General features: G+C 33.7%; 10 protein-coding genes. 9 read left to right on the plus strand and 1 reads right to left on the minus strand.

Annotated features, from left to right (window positions below; genetic code table 11):
- The first annotated feature begins 152 nt into the window (after positions 1-152).
- Both gldJ and DMB71_RS16355 read left to right on the plus strand, forming a co-directional pair.
- Positions 153-1,838, plus strand: a complete 1,686-nt coding sequence (gene gldJ, locus DMB71_RS16350) for a gliding motility lipoprotein GldJ (RefSeq protein ID WP_111367891.1) — start codon at positions 153-155, stop codon at positions 1,836-1,838.
- Between the two features lie 116 nt (positions 1,839-1,954).
- Positions 1,955-3,238 carry a UDP-N-acetylmuramoyl-tripeptide--D-alanyl-D-alanine ligase gene (locus DMB71_RS16355; protein ID WP_111367893.1) on the plus strand — a complete coding sequence of 428 codons (1,284 nt, stop codon included), beginning with the start codon at positions 1,955-1,957 and terminating at the stop codon, positions 3,236-3,238.
- 38 nt (positions 3,239-3,276) lie between these two features.
- On the opposite strand, the gene DMB71_RS16360 is transcribed toward DMB71_RS16355, so the two are convergent.
- A complete protein-coding gene (locus DMB71_RS16360) occupies positions 3,277-6,156 on the minus strand; it encodes a helix-turn-helix and ligand-binding sensor domain-containing protein (protein WP_111367895.1) in 2,880 nt (959 codons plus the stop codon).
- Positions 6,157-6,501: 345 nt separating this feature from the next.
- On the opposite strand from DMB71_RS16360, the gene DMB71_RS16365 reads away from it, so the two are divergent.
- The 7 genes from DMB71_RS16365 (at position 6,502) to DMB71_RS16395 (ending at position 21,063) form a co-directional block, all read left to right on the plus strand.
- Positions 6,502-9,732: a SusC/RagA family TonB-linked outer membrane protein gene (locus DMB71_RS16365; protein ID WP_111367897.1), complete on the plus strand. Its 3,231-nt coding sequence runs from the start codon at positions 6,502-6,504 to the stop codon at positions 9,730-9,732.
- A gap of 16 nt (positions 9,733-9,748) precedes the next feature.
- A complete protein-coding gene (locus DMB71_RS16370) occupies positions 9,749-11,458 on the plus strand; it encodes a RagB/SusD family nutrient uptake outer membrane protein (RefSeq protein ID WP_111368066.1) in 1,710 nt (569 codons plus the stop codon).
- A gap of 28 nt (positions 11,459-11,486) precedes the next feature.
- The gene (locus DMB71_RS16375; protein ID WP_111367899.1) at positions 11,487-12,278 is read left to right on the plus strand and encodes a hypothetical protein; all 792 of its coding nucleotides are present in this window, start codon (positions 11,487-11,489) and stop codon (positions 12,276-12,278) included.
- 977 nt (positions 12,279-13,255) lie between these two features.
- Complete coding sequence (locus DMB71_RS16380; RefSeq protein ID WP_111367901.1) at positions 13,256-16,366, plus strand: SusC/RagA family TonB-linked outer membrane protein; 3,111 nt, start codon at positions 13,256-13,258, stop codon at positions 16,364-16,366.
- Between the two features lie 15 nt (positions 16,367-16,381).
- Positions 16,382-17,890 carry a RagB/SusD family nutrient uptake outer membrane protein gene (locus DMB71_RS16385; RefSeq protein WP_111367903.1) on the plus strand — a complete coding sequence of 503 codons (1,509 nt, stop codon included), beginning with the start codon at positions 16,382-16,384 and terminating at the stop codon, positions 17,888-17,890.
- A gap of 175 nt (positions 17,891-18,065) precedes the next feature.
- A complete protein-coding gene (locus tag DMB71_RS16390) occupies positions 18,066-19,520 on the plus strand; it encodes a glycoside hydrolase family 30 protein (protein WP_111367905.1) in 1,455 nt (484 codons plus the stop codon).
- A gap of 133 nt (positions 19,521-19,653) precedes the next feature.
- Positions 19,654-21,063: a glycoside hydrolase family 30 protein gene (locus DMB71_RS16395; RefSeq protein ID WP_239452992.1), complete on the plus strand. Its 1,410-nt coding sequence runs from the start codon at positions 19,654-19,656 to the stop codon at positions 21,061-21,063.
- Positions 21,064-21,077 lie beyond the last annotated feature (14 nt).

Below are 21,077 nucleotides of genomic sequence, written 5' to 3' on the forward strand. Positions count from 1 at the left end.
GTTATAGTAATAATAAAAAGTATATTTTTGCGTTCGTAACTAAAGGTTATTTTCTGGTAAAAAACAGCTAAATAAAATTATTAGAACAGATGTTGCCAATTAAATGTTAATTATTATATTGCAGCACCTAAATTTATCACCTAAGAATGAGTATGAAAGTAAACAAAATTGTAGTCTTGCAGTTAATGATGTCAATGGTATTGATGTTGGGCACGGCTAGTTGTAGCAAAAAATCGAGTTCCACTCACGCTTCTAGAGCTACTGGCTGGGATGTAGATAGTCAGAATGGAACTGCTGCCAGAAATGCAGGTAAAAAACAACAGGCTGGTCCTGGTTTAGTTTTTGTTGAAGGAGGTACGTTTACTATGGGTAAAGTACAGGATGATGTTATGCACGATTGGAATAACACACCAACTCAACAGCACGTTCAATCATTCTATATGGATGAAACCGAAGTTACGAACGGTATGTACTTAGAATACCTAGAGTGGTTAAAGAAAGTTTTTCCACCAACAGAAGAAAATTACAAAAACATTTACGAAGGAGCATCTCCTGATACATTAGTATGGAGAAATCGTTTAGGATACAACGAAACGATGACCAACAACTATTTAAGACACCCATCTTATGCTAACTATCCTGTAGTTGGTGTTAACTGGATTCAAGCTGTTGAATTTAGTAAATGGAGAACAGACCGTGTTAACGAGGCTGTATTAGAGAAAAACGGTTATCTTAAAAAAGGAGCTAAAACAAATGATGTAAATGCTGAAAATGCATTTAATACTGAAGGATATTTAATGTCTCCAAGTACATCACGTGGTGCAAGTGAAGAAATCGTATTAAAGAAAAATCCTGACGGAAGAAGACCTAAAGCAGGTAAAGATGGTGTTGTGCCAGAAGAGAAAAATGTTTATGCACAGCGTTCATCTGGAATTATTTTACCAGAATACAGACTTCCTACTGAAGCAGAATGGGAATATGCAGCTGCAGCTGATGTTGGACAAAGAGAATATAATATCTACAAAGGACAAAAGAAATATCCTTGGTCTGGAGATTACACTCGTTCTAACAAACGTAAAAACAAAGGTGACCAATTGGCTAACTTTAAACAAGGAAACGGTGACTACGGTGGAATTGCAGGTTGGTCAGATGACGGAGCAGATATCACAAATGCTGTGAAAAGTTATGCGCCAAACGATTTCGGTCTATATGATATGGCAGGAAACGTTGCAGAATGGGTAGCTGACGTTTATAGACCTATTATTGATAACGAAGCAAATGATTTCAACTATTACAGAGGTAACCAATATGCGAAAAACAAAATTGGTAAAGATGGTAAAATTGAAATCGTTACAACATCTACTATTAAATATGACACTTTAAGCAACGGTAAAGTTATTGCAAGAAACCTTCCAGGAGAAATTGCTCAAGTACCAGTTGACGAACAAGAAACTTATTTAAGACAAAATTTCAGTACAAGCGACAACATCAACTACAGAGATGGTGATAAGCAATCTTCTAGATTTTTTGATTTTGGTGATTCAGAGTCTGGACCTAAAGCAGATCAGGCAATGTACAACTCTCCTAAACACAACGTTACAACAGACAGTTTAGGAAAAATGATAAGAAAATATGATAACTCTAGTAAACGTACAACTTTGATCGATGATAAAGTTAGAGTTTACAAAGGAGGATCTTGGAGAGATAGAGCTTACTGGTTAGATCCAGCTCAAAGAAGATACTTCCCTCAAGATATGGCAACTGATTACATTGGTTTCAGATGTGCAATGTCTAGAGTAGGTTCAAAATCTGAAAGAAGAAAATCTCCTAGAAACTAATATTTAGGAATTCAAATAATAAAAATTCCAAATTCCAAAAGCTGAATATTCGGTCTGGAATTTGGAATTTTTTTATTGTTTTTTTCTACTTTTATGACTTATTAAAAAATATATAAATGAATATTCAAGACATTCATAACTTGTTTTTACAATGCAGTTCTCTATCAATTGATACAAGAAAAATCGAAAAGAATTCGATGTTTTTTGCTATTAAAGGAGAGAATTTTGATGCTAATACATTTGCTAAAGAAGCTTTAGACTTGGGGGCTTTGTTTGTTGTTATAGACAATGAATCTTATTTCATTGATGATAGAACTATTTTGGTAGAAAATAGCCTTCAAACGCTTCAGGAATTGGCAAAATTCCATAGAACTTATTTGGCTCTTCCGATTGTTGCTCTGACAGGAAGTAACGGAAAAACAACAACAAAAGAATTAATCAACGTTGTGTTGTCAAAAAAGTTTAAGACAAAAGCTACTATTGGCAATTTAAACAATCACATAGGCGTACCATTGACTTTGCTTTCTTTTACCAAAGAAACTGAGATTGGTATTGTTGAAATGGGAGCCAACCATCAAAAAGAAATCGAGTTTTTATGCCAGATTGCACAACCTGATTTTGGATATATAACTAATTTCGGAAAAGCGCACTTGGAAGGTTTTGGCGGGGTTGAAGGAGTAATTGCTGGTAAAAGCGAAATGTATCAGTACCTTGCTGCAAACCAGAAAACAGTTTTTGTAAATCTGGAAGATCTCGTTCAGATTGAAAAATCAAAAGGAATAAAATCATTTACTTTTGGCGTAAAAAAGGAAAATGCAGATTTAAATATTCAGAATATTAAAGCTAATCCTTTTGTAGCAATTGAATACAATGATTTTACTATAGAATCTCATTTAATTGGACTTTACAATGCTAATAATATTAATGCAGCTGTAGCAATTGGAAAATACTTTGATGTAAAAGAAAGCGATATAAAGAACGCTATCGAAAATTATATTCCAGCAAATAATAGGTCTCAGATGATGCAAAAAGGCTCAAATGAGATTATCTTAGATGCTTATAATGCTAATCCTAGCAGTATGGCTGTTGCAATTACCAATTTCCTGCAATTAGACAAGAAAAATAAAATTATGATTCTTGGCGATATGTTCGAACTTGGAGACGAAAGTCTTTATGAGCATAAGGTTATCGTTGATTCTTTAGCAAATCAGAAAGAATCGCAATGTTTCTTATTGGGAAAATCTTTTTTTGCTAATAAGATTTCGAATGAGAACATTCAGTTTTTTGAAACATTTGATGCCTTTGCTGAATTTCTAAAAGATTTCAAATTTGATTCTAATATGATATTAATAAAAGGTTCGCGAGGCATGGCCTTAGAGAGGACATTAGATTATATTTAAAAAAAAAATAAAGCCATTCTATACGAATGGCTTTATTTTTAAATGCTCATTAGAAATCCGATTAGATTTTCTTTTTTGTTTAAGCCTAATTTCTTTCTTAAGCGGTAACGCGCCAATTCGACTCCGCCAGTTGAAATGTTCATGATTTCGGCTATTTCTTTTGTAGACATGTTCATTAATAAATAAGTAGACAAATCTAATTCTCTTGGAGAAATAGTTGGATATTGTCCTTTTAAACGCTTTAAGAACTCAAAATGAACGTTTTTAATATGTTTTTCTAAGTCTTTCCAGCTCTTATCTGTATTTACTTCTTTTACAATACTTTTGTGCAGTTTGCTGAACTCTGCTTTGGTAGTTTCATCCAATATTGCAGTATCGATATCTTTCAGTTTATGAATGATTCCATTTAAAACTTTATTCTTTTTTACAACTTGTAACGAGTTGTTTACTAGTTCTTTATCTTTTGCTAAAATTTTAATTTGAAGCTTGTCGTTTTTTAGTTTTTCAATTTCTTTTTCCAAATCATGTTGTTCATGCCTGATTTTTGATTCCTTTTCAAGGTATAATCTTCTCTGTTCGATGGTTTCGTAATATCTGTTTTTTCTAATCTTCAATTTGATTCTGATAGAGATTAAATAAGCTCCAAGTAAAATGAGTACCAAGTAAAATAAATAAGCCAAAAAATGTCTGTACCAAGGAGGTGATACAGTAAATTCTACTTCAGTAATATTTGATTCTATGCCATAACTGTTTCTGGCTCTCAACTTCATTACATAATTGCCTTCCCTTAAATTCGTATACTCTTTGATGGCAGTAGACGACCAGCCGCGCCAATTTTCTTCAAAAGGTTCTAATTTATACGAATACATTACATTTTCCTGATTTTCATACGTTGGTGATGCAAAAGTAAATTTGACACGATTGTATTTATAAGGTATGCTGTATGATTCCAGTTTACTTGTAAGATTGCCGGTTAAAATTGTATCTCCAGGATTGGTAAAGCTTTCAATAAAAGCTTTCGGTTTTGTCATGAAAGTGTTCGGAATAGTCGAGTTGTAATGTGCCAAACGATCTGTTAGACCAATGAAAATATTTTGAGGATCTATCGCATTAACTGAAATATAATTGTTTACTAGATTCCCTGTTAAATTAGAAAATATAGCTTGTTTCTTCGTAAAAGTTCCATTTTTATTTTTGACTAATACGCCGAGCGATTCATTAAATGCATACCAAAGATTTCCTGCTGAATCCTCGATTAAAGTATTGATTGTTGGGATTCCGTTGAATAAATTGGTGATTTTTTTATCTTCAAAAAATGTTTCCTGTTCGACAGAATATCTGTAAAAATGATTTTTTACTTGAAAATATACTTTGCCGTTAATGTTTTGAAGACTATTTATTCCTTTAAATTTTTCCGAAATGTTAACATGCTTTTTTATGAAATCGAATCTTTGTAAATCTTCAGAAAGCTTTACCTGATAAAGGAAAGGATTTTTCTTCAGCCATAAATAATTTGCGTCTATTTCTACAGAAAAATTATTGGTCGTTTCATCAAAACCTTTCACCTGATGTAAGTAGTCGTATCCTGATGCTGATCGTTTGAAAACTGAAAATCCGTTATAACTTTCGCCTATTATATAGTTTTCATGATCAGGTATTTTTTTAAACCCAAAATATCCTTTATTGTCTAGTATTTTTGATACCCTATTGTTTTCAATAATTAATGCTCCGCTGTTACTGGCGCATATTAGTACATTGTTGATAACCTGAATATTCCACACTTGAGAAATTGTTCCTTCAACTCTTGTAAATGGACTGTCTTTAAATGTTTCTCCCCAAGGATGATAGAATAAGCCTTGGTTTGTTGCTACGTATAGATTTCCATTATGAGTTGTTGAGGCATATACTGTTCCGATATTGTAGCTGTAATCAAAATAAGAAAAGGGCGAATTTTCATTTATAAAAGTAATACCATTATCAAGTCCCAGCCAGATATTGTTTTTTTTGTCTACAAAAGAAGCCAAAATGGTATTATTTTGAATTCCTTTTTGACGGTTTAAATGCTGAATTATTTTTCCATTCAAATCGCAGATAATAGCCCCGTCTAAAACAGAATTAAGTATTATAAATTTGTTTTTGATAATGGCTCCTCCAAGAGAAGTGTTTTTCTTGATAAACTCGTTGGCTTCTGTTGTCCATGGTTTGATAATGCCATTTTCAGACACAAAAAGCCCTTTCTCCAAAGTGGCATATAATAATCTGTTGTTTGATAATGGAAAAAGAGACCATATTTCCTTATCATTAAAAACAGTAGTGCCTTTTATAGCAGTAAGTTTTCTGTTTTTATATTCTAGCAGACCTAAAGTTTTGTCCTGAAAATACAGACGGTTGTTTACCAAAAATGAAAATTGAAATTTATGCGGAGCAGTTAAAGTAGTTACTTTTTCATTTTTTAGAAAAAATACTTTGCTAAAGGACTGAAAAATAACTTCTCCATTAAAGATGTGAATTCTCCAGATAAGATTAATGTTTTCTTTGTCTATCGGGCTTAATAGATTGTATAAAGAATGATATTTTAAAATTCCTTTTTCGTCATTTTTAAAATACCCAAATTCATTATTTCCTCCAACAAATATTCTTCCTATAGCATCAATTTTTAAGCTTCTGATCTCAGATTTATTTGGTAAGGAATATTTATGCCAGTTTGAACCGTCAAATTGAATTAGACCGCTATTATTTGCAAAATAAATGTTTCCATTTTTATCCTGATCAATACTCCAGTTTTGAGTTCCACCTTTATATTCTGATCTTTTATAATTTTTTATGTCTGGAATTCCGATATTTTTTACTTGAGAAAAACTTTTTATTTGTAAGAAAAATAATAAAATCAATGCAAAAGATGTAGCTATGGATTTCATAAAATTTTAAATATATTTTTATTATAAATGCTTTATTTTGGTTTTAAATTGTTGATTTATCAATTAGAATAAATCGTAATTTTTAAATTATTTTTAATTTATAACGCAAATGTGACTGTTAAATTAATGTAATATACGTTTTTTTTAATTAACATTTTTGTAACATTTTTTTTTTTAAATTAAACAGCTGTAAATTAATTAATTATGTAATAAATGTTGTGTTTTTGTAGAGTGTTAAAATTTAATTTGAAGTGTTTTTGTAAAGAAATTTAATCTAATACTTATTAAAATTTAACATTATAATTGCATCAAATTACTAATTAATTAACCAAAATTTTTAGAAAAATGAAATTGACAAAATTATTTATTTTTTGTGTTTCATCTTTACTGTTTTCAGTTGTCGCATTTGCTCAGGATGTGACTATAAACGGAATCGTTAATGATGAAAGTGGATTACCCGTCCCAGGTGCGACGGTTTTAGTAAAGGGTACCAATAAAGCAACTGCTTCTGACTTTGATGGGAAATTTCAGATCAGCGCTCCCTCTAACGGAACTTTAATAATTAGTTTCGTTGGTTTTGAAACTGTAAATGAGGCAATAGGCGGAAAAACCAAGCTTACAATTGCTCTGAAAGCGGTGTCACAAAGTTTAAATGAAGTTGTGGTTATCGGATACGGTACACAAAAGAAAGCTTTGGTTACGGGTGCTTCAACAAATTTTAAAGGAGAAACATTGCAGGAATTAAATACAGGCTCTGCGATGGAAGCACTCCAAGGAATTGCACCAGGTATTAGCATTACCAGAAATAGTGGTACGCCGGGTGCAGGTACAAAAGTGGTGATCCGTGGTATCGGGACAATTGGAAATTCAAACCCTTTGTACATTGTAGATGGTGTACAGGTAGGAGATATTGATTATCTAAACCCTTCTGATATTGAGTCTTTAGATGTTCTTAAAGATGCGGCATCAGCGGCGATATATGGTTCGAGAGCTGCTAATGGAGTCGTTTTGATAACTACTGTTAAAGGACGCAAAGGAAGACCTGCAAAAATTAGCTATGATTCTTATTACGGAATTCAAAACATTTACAAGAATCTTGATCCTTTAAATGCACAAGAATATATGTATATCATGGATGAAGGTCGTGTAAATGATGGACTTGCTCCAAACGATTGGCATGCTATGCTTACTAATAATACTTGGCTGGATAATAATTATCCTGGTGCAGGAAAGCAATTGGGAGAAGAAGTTTGGGCGAAACTGCAAAATGGATGGACAGGGACTAACTGGATAAATGAGATGTCTAAAAAAGATGCTCCAGTTGTAAATCATTCGCTTAATATTACTGGTGGTAGCGAGGATATTATCTATTCATTTGGATTTTCTTACTTTGATCAAGATGGTATAATTGGAGGAAATATAATCGATGCAGGCTATAAAAGATTAACTGCAAGAATGAATACTCAAATGGTTTTAAAAAAGAATGAAAGCCACAGTATTATAACAGTTGGAGAAAATTTAACCTATACAAACATCCAAAAAAGAGATGTTTCAAATGGAAACATTTATAGCAATGACTTGCATAATGCTCTTACGCAAAATCCATTACAACCAGCATATTGGCAAACTGCTATAGACAGAAATATTAATGAGTATGGTTTTACTCCAACTTTGGATGGTCTATCTACAGGTCAGACCAATCCTTTAGCGGTAATGTACTATAGAAGCAATTACAACTATCCAAGAGACCACAAGATAACAGGAAATGTTTTTGCAGAAATTGAACCTATTGCAAATCTTAGATTTAAAACGGTTTACGGTGTTGATTCTTGGTTTGGTTATAGTAGATCTATGAACCCGACTTATCACTTAGGATTGCTTTACAATGATTCTGTTGATGGTGCTTCGCAATCTGAATATTTCGGTGCGAATACTACTTGGACAAACACACTTTCGTACCAAAAACAATTTGGGAATCATAATCTTAATGCGGTTATCGGTACTGAGTTGCTTCAGAATGTCGTAAATAACAATGTTTATGGTTCTAGAAACGGTTTATTGTTTCCAAATGATCCAAAATATGCTTATTTAAATAATACAAAAAATCCTGGTTCTGTAGCTGATATTAATACTACAGGTTTTGATACTGCTGCAGGTGGCGGAGGAATAATGTCATATTTTGCCAGAGCACAATATGACTATAAAGAAAAATATCTTTTTTCTGCTGTTATACGCCGTGACGGATCTTCTAATTTTGGTGATGGTCACAAGTATGGTAATTTTCCTTCAGTATCAGCAGGTTGGGTAGTTACTAAAGAAGATTTTATGTCTAGTACTTCAAAATATCTTAATTTCTTGAAATTGAGAGGAAGTTGGGGGCAAAATGGTAATCAATATACAGATTATGCATTCTATTATTCATCAAGTATTAAATATGCTTTTCCTGGTTACTTTTTTGGAGATACAAAACCAGTTTCAGGACAGACCGCATATCCTTCAACAGTACCAAACCCAGATGTTAGCTGGGAAACATCAGAACAGCTAGATTTTGGATTGGATGCAAGTTTATTCGATTCAAGATTAGGAATTACATTTGATTGGTATAAGAAAACAACTAAAGATTGGCTAGTAAAAGCTCAATATCCTGGAACTGCTGGTGCAGATGACCCATATATTAATGGGGGAGATATTGAAAACAAAGGTTTTGAACTTTCTCTAACTTGGAAAGATAAAATTGGCGGTTTTAAATATGGAGCGACTGTAAGCGGTGCACTTAACAAAAATAAAGTGACTAGAATTGCTAACGGAAATGGTATCATTAATGGATTGTCACACGTGCTATCACAAGGAACTTCGGAGATTTCAAGAGCACAAGTAGGTTATCCTATCGGGTCTTTTTATGGGTTCAAAACTGCTGGGATTTTGCAAAACCAACAAGAAGTTGATGCTTATGTAGGTCCAACAGGACAGCCATATTTTAATGATCAGCGCCCTGGAGACGTTCGTTTTGTAGATCAGAATAATGATGGGGTGATTGATGAAAAAGATAAAGTAATGTTAGGTGATCCAAACCCAAACTTTCAATTGGGTATTCAGTTAAATTTCGAGTACAAAAATGTTTATTTGAACACTACAATGGCTGGAAAATACGGAATGCAAGTAATGCAATCTTACAGATCGTTTGCAGACAATCCAAAACAAAATTATACTTCTGATGTTTTTGATCGTTGGCATGGTGAAGGAACTTCAAACAAAATGCCTCGTTTAAGCTCTGTATCAAATAGAAACTCAAATTATATTTCTGATATCTATATGCAAAATGCAGACTTTTTAAGAATTAATAATTTAACGCTAGGTTATAATTTTAATGAATTATTGAAAGATGTTAAGTTTATCTCAAATCTTAAATTTTACGTAGCGGTAAATAATTTATATACATTCACAAAATACGATGGTATGGACCCAGAGGTTCGTTGGGGAGGAGATAATCAAAATTATGGATGGGCTTCAGGAGTTGATCTTGGTTTATATCCACAATCTAGAACAGTGATGTTTGGATTTAGCGCTGATTTTTAATATTAATACAATCACAATGAAAAAACTAAAATATATAATAGCAATTTCGGCAATGTTTGTTGCATCAAGCTGCGACGACTATCTGGATACCGAGAATCTTTCAGAAAAAAGCTTAGACAGTTTTTATAAAAGTCCGACAGATATAAACGAAGCAATGGCAGGGGTTTACAATGCTATCTATACAGCAAATGTTCATAGCGAAGAACAAGTTGCTGCCAATTTAATGGACAATATGATGTTTGGTGGTGGAGGTCCTGATGATAAATCGGCTAAATGGGTAGATAACTTTGAAGATCCTGCAGAAGATACGTATCGTGACATGTGGAAGCAATCCTATAATGGAATTTCTAGAGCAAATGCGATTATTGAAAAAGTGCCATTAGCAGATTTTTCAAAACATTTTAATACGCCACAAGAAGCAGAAGATTTTAAAAAACAAGCTCTTGGAGAAGCTTTGTTTATGAGAGCTTTCTTTTACTTCAGATTAGCTAAATTTTTCGGAGGAGTTCCATTAATTGTAAAATATGACGGAGATAGATTGGTGGCGAGGTCAACTTATACTGAAACATTTGCGCAAATAGCATCTGATTTAAAGTTGGCTATCGAAACTATGCCTGCTACACCGTTTCCAAGTATTCCAACTTCTAGATATGGACATGCAAATAAGTGGGTTGCAGAAGCATATATGGGACGTGTATTTCTATTTTACACAGGATATATGAGTAATATTGAAAAGCAAGCAACAACAGATTTACCACTGGTAGGAGGAGGCTCTCTGACTGGAGCTCAAGTTGCAGCTTATTTAGATGACTGTATCAATAACAGTGGGCATAAATTGACACCTGATTTTAGAAATCTTTGGCCTTATTCTTATGTAAATAAAAGTGCAGGAGATAATACCGTATTGCCTTGGGCAGCTGCAGAAGGTTTATCATGGGTGGGACAGGATGGTGTTACTCCAACATTTGGAACAGGAAATTTTGAGACTATGTTTGTTCAAAGGTTTTCTTTTGGTGACTGGGGTTGGACAAATGGTAATATTTATACCAACAGACTTGCTTTATTTAATTCGTTACGTGGTAATTCATTAGTTCCTTTTGGTGAAGGCTGGGGATGGTGTACGGTAAACCCAAAATTATATAGTGGCTGGGACGATGCCGATCCTAGAAAAAGAGGTTCTATACTTGAAGTGAGTAGAGCTGATCAAGGTACGGCTGGCTACGCCAAAGATAAAGGAGATCACGAAACAGGATATTTCAATAAAAAATACACTTCACTACAGCACAACGATGGTACAGGGACAAATAAAGGTATGTTTGTTCAGATGTATGCTTGGCCAAATGCAGATATGCAATTAATGCATGCGCAGGATTTTATTTTCATGCGTTTTGCAGATGTATTATTAATGCATTCTGAAATTACTAAAACAGCGAATGGTATGAATGCTGTAAGAGCGAGAGCTAAATTACCTGCTGTTGCATATTCTCTTGAAAATATTAAAACGGAGCGTTTGCACGAATTGGCTTTTGAAGGTCTTCACTGGTTTGATCTGATTCGTTGGGGAGATGTTGACACAGCGTTTAATGACGTAATCCAAGTTAGAAACTCTGGTGTTGATGCTAATTATAGCGTGAAATATAGAGCAGAAACAAAAGGATTAGTTCCGATTCCTGAAACAGAAATGAGACTATTAAATGGGGTTTACAATCAAAATCCAGGTTGGTAATATTTAATAACTATTAATAATTAGAAAAATGAAAATTCATAATATAAAATATTTACTAATTGTTGCGTTTATGCTGGTCTTTGCAGCATGTGACCCGATTGTAGATGAACAGCATTTACAGAATTCTACTGACGTTGCGGGGGTTGAATTAAAGAGTTCGCAAAGCCCTGCTGGCGGAAATAAGATTACTTTAAGCATGAACACTCCTGGTGTTACAGGCTATTGGGATTATAATTTAGGAAAAGCGCTAACTAACGAAGTAACTATTGTTTATCCAATTCCAGGAAAATCTACTTTTACATTCGTGGGTACTTTAGGTGCAGAATTCTTTACTAAAACCATTGACGTGCAGGTTGATAAACTTGACACTCCATTAGATCAGGACTGGTACGATTTAGTTAGTAACAATACTGCTGCTGGTAAGACATGGGTCTTTGATGGTGTTGCAGGTACAGGTGATCAGTATTGGTTTATGTCTCCTCCAGATAATCCAGATTCTGCTATGAGTGCTTGGTGGAATGCAGGTGATTGCTGCCCTCCTTTGGATGCAAGCGGTAAAATGCATTTCGACTTAAATGGTGCCGCAAATTATAATCACTATCAAACCGCTTCTGCAGCAGCTGAAAAAGGAAGTTTCATTATGGATATTGCCAATAAAAAATTATTCATTAATAAATCAAAAATTTTAGGATATGAAGCTGGAAATACAGCTAATGAGTATACTATTATTACACTAACAGAAGACAAATTAGTGCTGTATGTTCCTAGAAGTTTAAAAGACGCTGGAACTGGCTGGACATTTGTTTACAGACCTGAATAATATATTTTGTGTTAGTTATTTCGAAAAAGGAAGATTAAAAAATTCCTTTTTCGAATTTCAAACATTTTATGCTTCCCTCTAAATTGTGCAAGCATATTTTAAGATTTAAACTATGGTTAGTTTAAGTTAAGTTTATTGCCTGGGTAGCCCATAATTTCGATTATGGGCTTTTTTTTTTTTTTTTACTATCATCAAGGTCGAATTATTGCAAAATATGGTATGAATGGAAAAGATAAAGTGTATATGAAATTGCGAAAGTTCAATTTTAAGGGTGTATTTGACCTAAATGCCATTTTCCTACATATATGCAAGCAGTGTTAAAAAGATCAAATATTAGCGAACATTATTTTTTGCTTGTTTTGATGCTTAGTCTCCTCGGAAGTATTTTAAATAAAAAAAACAACCCAAGATTTTAGAATTACACATTAAAAAGACTTGCTTGATCATTTTTATAAAAAAATGACTTTTTTCCCAATTTTAGAAGATGAAATTTCGTTTTTTCTTGCTTATAGTTCTTATTAAAAGTAAGGTATTTTTTATAAATTTATCAAAAATAAGATTTTTCCTTCTTTAAAAATTATTGCCAATAATGTAAAAAAAGTAGGGTAAAAATATCATATTCTTTATTTTTTGATTTTTATGAAAAATAAAGACTTTGTCCTTGTAATTATTTAATAAATAGCCATTTACGAAGTGTTTAGTGCTACTACCACGTTGTAGTTTTAATAATTTTTGCTAGAGTTTTCCTTTACAAATATGGTGTAGTGTTCTTTTTTGAAATTAACTTTTCTTTAGTACTATTTTTTATTTTTTTAAAATGCTAATAATCAATTTATTATATTTTTTTTGATGTGTTTTTATAATATTATTTTTTTCTTTTTGATGTGTTTTTGTAATGATTTTTGCCTGTGAAAAGTGAAAATTTAGTTTTAGTATTGCATCAAATTACTAATTAATTAACCAAAATTTTTAGAAAAATGAAATTAACAAAATTACTTGTTTTTTGTATTTCATCTTTATTATTCTCGGTTATAGCTGTGGCTCAGGATGTCACAGTAAATGGAATAATTAATGATGAAAATGGTTTGCCTGTTCCAGGCGCAACAGTTTTATTAAAAGGTACTACAAAATCTACTGCGTCAGACTTTGACGGAAAATTCCAGATTCAGGCACCTTCAAATGGATCATTAACAATTACTTTTATTGGTTACGCTACAGTAACGGAAGCAGTAAACGGAAGAACAAAAATCACAATTCAATTAAAACCAGAATCACAATCTTTAAATGAGGTTGTAGTTGTTGGATATGGTACTCAAAAGAAATCTGTTGTAACTGGAGCTATTTCTAGTGTAAAATCTGCTGATCTTGAAAAAGTACCAAACGGAAGAGTTGAGCAGGCTTTACAGGGTAGAGTAGCAGGGGTTTCTGTTGCTGCCGTTTCTGGACAGCCAGGTGAAAAGTCAAAAGTTCGTGTTAGAGGTATCACTACATTTAGAGAAGGTGGAAATGACCCTTTATGGGTTGTTGACGGTATCGCTGTAGATGCAAACGCAATTGGTTTTATCAACCAAAGCGATATTGAGTCTATCGAGGTTCTTAAAGATGCTGCTTCTGCTGCAATCTATGGTACTCGTGCGGCTACGGGGGTTATCTTAGTTACAACTAAAAAAGGTAAAGCAGGGAAAATTTCTGTAAACTATAATGGTTTTGCAGGTATATCAGCTCCAGCAAAAAAATTAGATATGTTGAATGCTACTCAGTATGCAACTTTAATGAATGAAAAATCTTTAAACGACGGTGGTGCAATTAAATACCAAAATCCTTCAGCATTTGGAAAAGGTACAAATTGGCAGGATGCAATCTTTAATGATTCTGCTTTCAGATACACACATGAATTAAGTATTAGTGGTGGTGGTGAAAAATCTACATTCTACGCTTCTTTCGGACTTCAAGATCAGGAAGGTATCGTTACTACAGATATTTCTAACTACACAAAGAAAAACTTCAGATTAAACTCTACACACAAAATTTCTGATTACTTTACTTTTGGACAAACTTTTGGATATACACACCAAAAAACAAAAGGTATTGGTAATACAAACAGTGAGTTTGGTGGACCTTTAAGCTCTGCGATTAACTTAGACCCGCTTACTCCACTTGTGGTTACTGATCCGACGGAAGCAAATTCAGGATTTTATACTAATCCAAATGTTGTTAGAGATGCAAATGGTAATCCTTACGGAATATCTTCTTTAGTACAACAAGAGATGACAAACCCTCTTGGATATATCCAAACAAGATTAGGAGGATACAGCTGGTCAGATGATTTTGTTGGTAACGCTTATTTAGAGGCTAATATTACAAGCCACTTAAAATTTAGAACTACCCTTGGTGGTAAATTAGCTTATTGGGGAGATCAAATGTTTACTCCAGTTTTCTTCTTGAACCCAAACATGAAAGCTGATAGAAATAACTACAGCCAAAACAACAATAAATCTTTAGCATGGACACTTGAAAATACTTTAAGCTATGCTAACAAATTTGGAGATCATAACGTAAGTGTTTTAGCTGGACAAGGAGCTTATGTTGAAAATATTGGTGGTTCTATCGGTGTAACAATGTTCGGATTGCCAATTACGAGCTACAAGGATGCTTCTTTTAACTTCGATATTCCACAATCTGATAGAGTTAACAGAGCTAGTGACTTCGTAGAGCACAAATTATCTTCATTGTTCTTACGTGCTAACTACGATTACATGGAGAAATATCTTTTCACAGGTATTGTTCGTCGTGATGGATCAACTCGTTTTGGTGAAAACAAAAAATGGGGAGTTTTCCCATCATTCTCTTTAGGATGGGTAGTTTCAAAAGAAGGTTTCTGGAAAGAAAATAATGTAGTTAATACTTTAAAACTACGCGGAGGTTATGGAGTTGTAGGTAACGACAATATTGATGATTTCAAATATAGAGCGACAGTTGTTGGAGGTTATAACTATGCTGTTGGAACTTCAGGAGGTATTACTACAGGTTATGGAAACTCTACTCTTCCAAATGCAAACTTAGGATGGGAAGAAACATCTCAAACTACAGTTGGTCTTGATTCAAAATTATTTAATGATTTTACCCTTACTCTTGATTACTACAAAAAAACAACAAAAGGAATCTTAAGAAACATTGTAATTCCTGGATATGTTGGGGTAGTTGATGCACCATCTGCAAACATTGCTGATATGGATAACAGTGGTTTTGAGGTTGAATTAGGATACAAGAAAAGACTTGGAGAATTCAATTTGGGTGTTAATGCAAACCTTGCTTACTTGAAAAACGAAATTACATACGTAGGATCATCTACAAACTTCATTGTTGGAGATGCTACTTTCCAATCTATGGGACCTGTAACTAGAACACAAGTAGGACACTCATTTAACGAGTTTTATGGATTTAAAACAGCTGGAATTTTCCAAAATGATGCAGAAGTTGCAGCATACAAAAACAAAGACGGCGGATTACTTCAGCCAAATGCTAAACCTGGAGATTTCCGTTGGGTAGATGCTAACAACGATGGAAAGATTACTGATGATGATAAACAATTCTTAGGAACTAACGTGCCTAAATATACTTTTGGTTTTACTGTTAACTTAGACTACAAAAACTTTGACTTTATGGCATTTACTCAAGGAGCTGCTGGAAGCAAAATTTTCCAAGGTTTAAGAAGGTTAGATGTATTGAATGCAAACTACCAAACTAAAGCATTAGATCGTTGGCATGGAGAAGGAACTTCAAACGATTATCCAAGATTGACAAACAATGATCCAAATAAAAACTACACAAACATGTCTGATTTTTATCTTGAAGATGGAAATTACCTACGTTTAAAAGTGGTAACTGTTGGATACACAATGCCAACTAATTTATCATCTAAAATTGGAGCAGATAAAGTTCGTTTTTACTTAACAGGAGAAAACTTAGTGACTTTTACAAAATACACTGGATTTGATCCAGAAATTGGAGGTCAGGTTTATGGTGTAGATAAAGGAGTTTATCCGCAAGCAAGATCTATTCTGTTTGGAGCTAACGTTCAATTTTAAAAAAATTAAAGAATCATGAAAACGATAAAATTTAAATATATTTATGTAGCTGTGGCAATGGCAGTGCTAGGATCTTGTTCTGAAGATTTTGTGACCATTGACCCAAAAGGAAAATTTGATACAAATACTTACTTTTCTAATGAACAGCAATGCTATGCCGCTTTAATTGGGGTGTATGATCCAATTAGAAAAAATACAGGCGGATTTGAAAATTTGGTAGCAATGCTAAATGCTGGTTCTGATGATTTTTATGCTGGAGGAGGTAGTTCTACAGATGGAACAGGAATACAGAATTTCTCTACACACTCGCTTACTTCCATTACTATTCCTGGAAGTTACTGGAATGATCACTACCAAGGTATTTCTAGAGCGAATATGTTGTTACAGAAATTACCGGCAGCATCAATGAATGATGCTGTTAGAAGCAGATTTGCTGCCGAAGCTAAAACATTACGTGCTTTTTACTATTTTAACCTAGTAAGACTATTCAAAAACATCGCATTAGTTTTAGAGCCATTATCTACAGAAACAATCTATAATCCTGAGCAAGTTGCACCAGAAGTAATTTATGCTCAAATCGAGAAAGATTTAACTGAGGCTATTGCAGTTTTACCAAATACTGTGGTGAAAGATACTGAAGCTGGAAGATTTAACAAAGGAGCAGCTCAAGCGCTTTTAGGAAAAGTGTATTTGTTTGAAGGTAAAAAGACAGAAGCTGCTGCTGTTTTAGCAGAAGTAAATGGTACACCAGGAGCTGTAAACCAATATGGTAATAAATTATTAGATGATTATAATGATTTATGGGTAACATCAAACAAATTTAACGAAGAGTCATTAATTGAAGTATCTCACAGTAGTGCAGGTAACTCTGATTGGACATTCTGGGGATCTGGTAGAGACGAAGGAAACTCTTTAAACATTATGGTTGGACCTAGAGGATATTCTAGACCAGCAGGTTCTACTGCACCAAACCTTCCTTCAGGATGGGCTTTCAACGTTGCAACTCAAAAATTATATGATGCAATGCAAGGTGACCCACGTAAAGATGCTACAATTCTTGATTTAAAAGCATTAAAAGCAGCAGGTAAAGCAAATTATATTCCAGCTTACCAAGATACAGGATATTTCTTGAACAAATATCTTCCAAGACAGTCAGATGTTAGTACAGGTGGTGGTAACTCAGAGTTGAACTACAAACAAAACTCTTATGTAATCAGACTTGCAGATACATACTTAATGGAAGCAGAAGCTTTAGGATCTGGACCAAGAGCTCAGGCATTACTTGATGCAGTTAGAGATAGAGTAAAACTACCTCACGTACCAGTAACATTAGCTGCTATCAAGCATGAAAGAAGAATGGAATTAGCAGGTGAAGGACACAGATTTTTTGATTTAGTAAGATGGGGAGATGCAGCAGCTGCATTATCTGACAGAGGTTTTGATGCTGGAACAGATGAGATTTTCCCAATTCCGTACACAGAACTTAACGGTACTAAATTGAAACAAAATCCTAACTACCAATAAAAGTTGAATTCCGACGAAAATAAAAAGTTAAGTTAAGTTTAAGTTTAAGTTTAAGTTTGGTTGTAAATAGCCCATAATCATTATGAGTATGGGCTATTTTTTAAATCCTTTATAGGTAGAACTCGATTTTGATTTCTTCTAAACTTCAATTTAAAAACATAATAATTGGGAGCGAATGAAAAAAAATAGCCTAAAAATTTTATGCCTTTTGTTTTCTGCTGCAGCTTTTGCACAACAGCCAAAAACAAAAAAAGAGTTTACAACCAACGGAAAAAAGATAACCGTTTATACTACCGCAGAAAACTCAAAGTTACGATTAACCACTACAGATAATTTAACTTTCTCTGCCGCAAAACAGCCTCTAGAAACAGAAACTTCTGTTTTTGTACAGCCAGCTAAAAAATTTCAAACTTTTATGGGAATCGGTGGGGCTATTACAGATGCTAGTGCCGAAATATTTGCTAAACTTTCAAAAGAAAAACAAGCAGAATTTTTAGATGCTTATTACGATAAACAGAAAGGAATCGGCTATTCTTTGCTAAGAACAACAATTCAAAGTTCTGATTTTAGCAGTGGAAGCTATTCTTATATCGAAGAAGGAGACAAAGATCTGAAGACTTTTACTATTGATCATGATAGACAATACCGTATTCCATTAATAAAACAAGCTATACAGAAAGCTGGAGGAAAATTGACAACATACGCTGCACCTTGGTCGCCAAATGCTTTTATGAAAAGCAACAAAAATGTATTAAAAGGAGGAACCTTACTTCCTGAATACTATCAGACTTGGGCAAATTTCTATGTGAAATTTATTAAAGCTTATGAAAAAGAAGGAATTCCAATTTGGGGAACTTCAACACAAAATGAACCAATGGCAGTTCAGACTTGGGAATCTTGTATTTATACAGCTGAAGCTGAAAGAGATTTTATCAAAAATTATCTTGGGCCAACTTTGAAAAAAGAAAATCTTGGCAATAAAAAAATCATTGTTTGGGATCACAACCGTGATTTAATGAATTATCGTGCTAATGTAATTTACTCAGATCCTGAAGCATCAAAATATGTTTGGGGAATGGGATTTCACTGGTACGAAACTTGGTCTGGTGGAGCGCCAATGTTTGACAATGTTGGAAAAGTAAATGAAGCTTATCCTGATAAAAAATTAATGTTTACTGAAGGGTGTATCGAAAAATTTGACGCATCGAAATATCAATTTTGGGGTAATGCGGAACGCTATGGAATCAATATGATTCATGACTTTAATAACGGAACAGTTGCCTGGACAGACTGGAATATTCTTCTAGATCAGAACGGTGGACCAAATCATGTTGGAAATTTCTGTTTCGCACCAATACATGCAGATACTACAACAGGAGAATTAATCTACACACCATCTTATTATTACATCGGACACTTTTCAAAGTTCATCCGTCTAGATGCTGTGCGAGTAAGTACTGCAGTAAGCAAAAGCGCTTTATTGAGCACATCTTTTTTGAATGCTGACGGAACCATGGCAACTATCGTCATGAACCAATCAGCAAATGACCTTACCTACAATTTGATTATTGGAGATAAAAAGGCAGAAGTAAAAATTCCGCCGCACGCTATACAAACACTTGTTTATTAATATTTTGTAGTAAAGTAATGTAGAGGACTAATTTGAATCATCCATTTTAGTCTTCTCTTGCTTTTAATTTTAAAACGATTATTTAAGCAACATGAAAGTTACCTCTCAAATATTTCTATCAGCCTTTGTCTTAATGCAATTAAGTTGTTTTACTTCAAAAATAACAGCTCAAAAAAATAATAAAATAAAGGTTTATACTACTGCCGAAAATACCAGCATGAAATTGTCATTATCGAATGATTTAATTTCAAAAAACAACACTAAACAACAAAAAACATCAACAGTATCTATTCTTGTAAATACTGAAAAAACAGATCAAACCTTCCTCGGAATTGGAGGTGCAATTACAGATGCAAGCGCAGAAGTTTTTGCAAAATTATCGCCAAAAAAACAACAGGAATTCTTAAATGCCTATTACGATAAAAACAAAGGTATTGGATATTCTTTGGCAAGAACAAACATTCACAGTTGCGATTTCAGCAGTGACAGCTATACTTATGTTTCTGAAGGAGACAAAGACCTAAAGACTTTTAATATTGACCACGATCGAAAATATAGAATTCCTTTAATCAAAAAAGCAATTGAAACAGCCGGCGGGAAACTAACCTTATTTGTTAGCCCATGGAGTCCCCCAGCTTTCATGAAAGACAATAATGATATTTTGCACGGCGGCGTTTTATTGCCTGAATTTGCTCCAGCTTGGGCATTGTATTACACCAAATTCATAAAAGAATACGAAAAAGAAGGAATTCCAATCTGGGGAATGACGGTTCAGAACGAACCAATGGCCAAACAAAGATGGGAATCTTGCATCTATACTCCAGAAGCAGAAAGAGATTTTCTTAAAAATCATCTTGGACCAACTTTAGAAAAAGAAGGGTTGGGCTCTAAAAATGTTATTATTTGGGATCATAATCGTGGAGACATGCTAACTAGAAGAGCGAATCTCGTTTTCTCAGATCCAGAAGTTTCTAAATACGCATGGGGAATTGGATTTCATTGGTACGAAACGTGGAATGGTGGCCCGCCTCAATTCGAGTCTGTGGCAAAAGTTCATGAAGCATTTCCGAATAAAAACCTGCTTTTTACAGAAGGATGCATCGAAAAATTTGATGCTTCAAAATATCAGTTTTGGGGAAATGCAGAGCGTTACGGAATCAATATGATTCATGATTTTAATAACGGAACGGTTGGTTGGACAGACTGGAATATTCTCTTAGACCAGAATGGAGGTCCAAATCACGTTGGTAATTTCTGTTTTGCGCCAATTCATGCTGATACTACAAAAGATGAATTAATTTATACGCCAATGTATTACTACATCGGGCATTTTTCAAAATTCATTAAACCAAACGCAAAAAGAGTGCTTGAAACCATAAGCGATAAATCTTTATTGAGCACTTCTTTTAAAAATTCTGACGGACAATTGATTACGATTGTAATGAATCAATCTGAAAAAGAGATTGTTTATTCTTTAGAAAATCAAATAGGAAAATCGACAATTACAATTCCAGCACACGCTATACAGACTATTGTATATTAATTGTCAGACTAACT

This window comes from Flavobacterium tistrianum (assembly GCF_003254545.1).
GTDB classification, from domain to species: Bacteria; Bacteroidota; Bacteroidia; order Flavobacteriales; family Flavobacteriaceae; genus Flavobacterium; species Flavobacterium tistrianum.

Coding starts and splice junctions, on each gene's coding strand:
- gldJ (WP_111367891.1), top strand. CDS start 153: ATGAAAGTAAACAAAATTGTAGTCTTGCAGTTAATGATGTCAATGGTA.
- DMB71_RS16355 (WP_111367893.1), top strand. CDS start 1,955: ATGAATATTCAAGACATTCATAACTTGTTTTTACAATGCAGTTCTCTA.
- DMB71_RS16360 (WP_111367895.1), bottom strand. CDS start 6,156: ATGAAATCCATAGCTACATCTTTTGCATTGATTTTATTATTTTTCTTA.
- DMB71_RS16365 (WP_111367897.1), top strand. CDS start 6,502: ATGAAATTGACAAAATTATTTATTTTTTGTGTTTCATCTTTACTGTTT.
- DMB71_RS16370 (WP_111368066.1), top strand. CDS start 9,749: ATGAAAAAACTAAAATATATAATAGCAATTTCGGCAATGTTTGTTGCA.
- DMB71_RS16375 (WP_111367899.1), top strand. CDS start 11,487: ATGAAAATTCATAATATAAAATATTTACTAATTGTTGCGTTTATGCTG.
- DMB71_RS16380 (WP_111367901.1), top strand. CDS start 13,256: ATGAAATTAACAAAATTACTTGTTTTTTGTATTTCATCTTTATTATTC.
- DMB71_RS16385 (WP_111367903.1), top strand. CDS start 16,382: ATGAAAACGATAAAATTTAAATATATTTATGTAGCTGTGGCAATGGCA.
- DMB71_RS16390 (WP_111367905.1), top strand. CDS start 18,066: ATGAAAAAAAATAGCCTAAAAATTTTATGCCTTTTGTTTTCTGCTGCA.
- DMB71_RS16395 (WP_239452992.1), top strand. CDS start 19,654: ATGCAATTAAGTTGTTTTACTTCAAAAATAACAGCTCAAAAAAATAAT.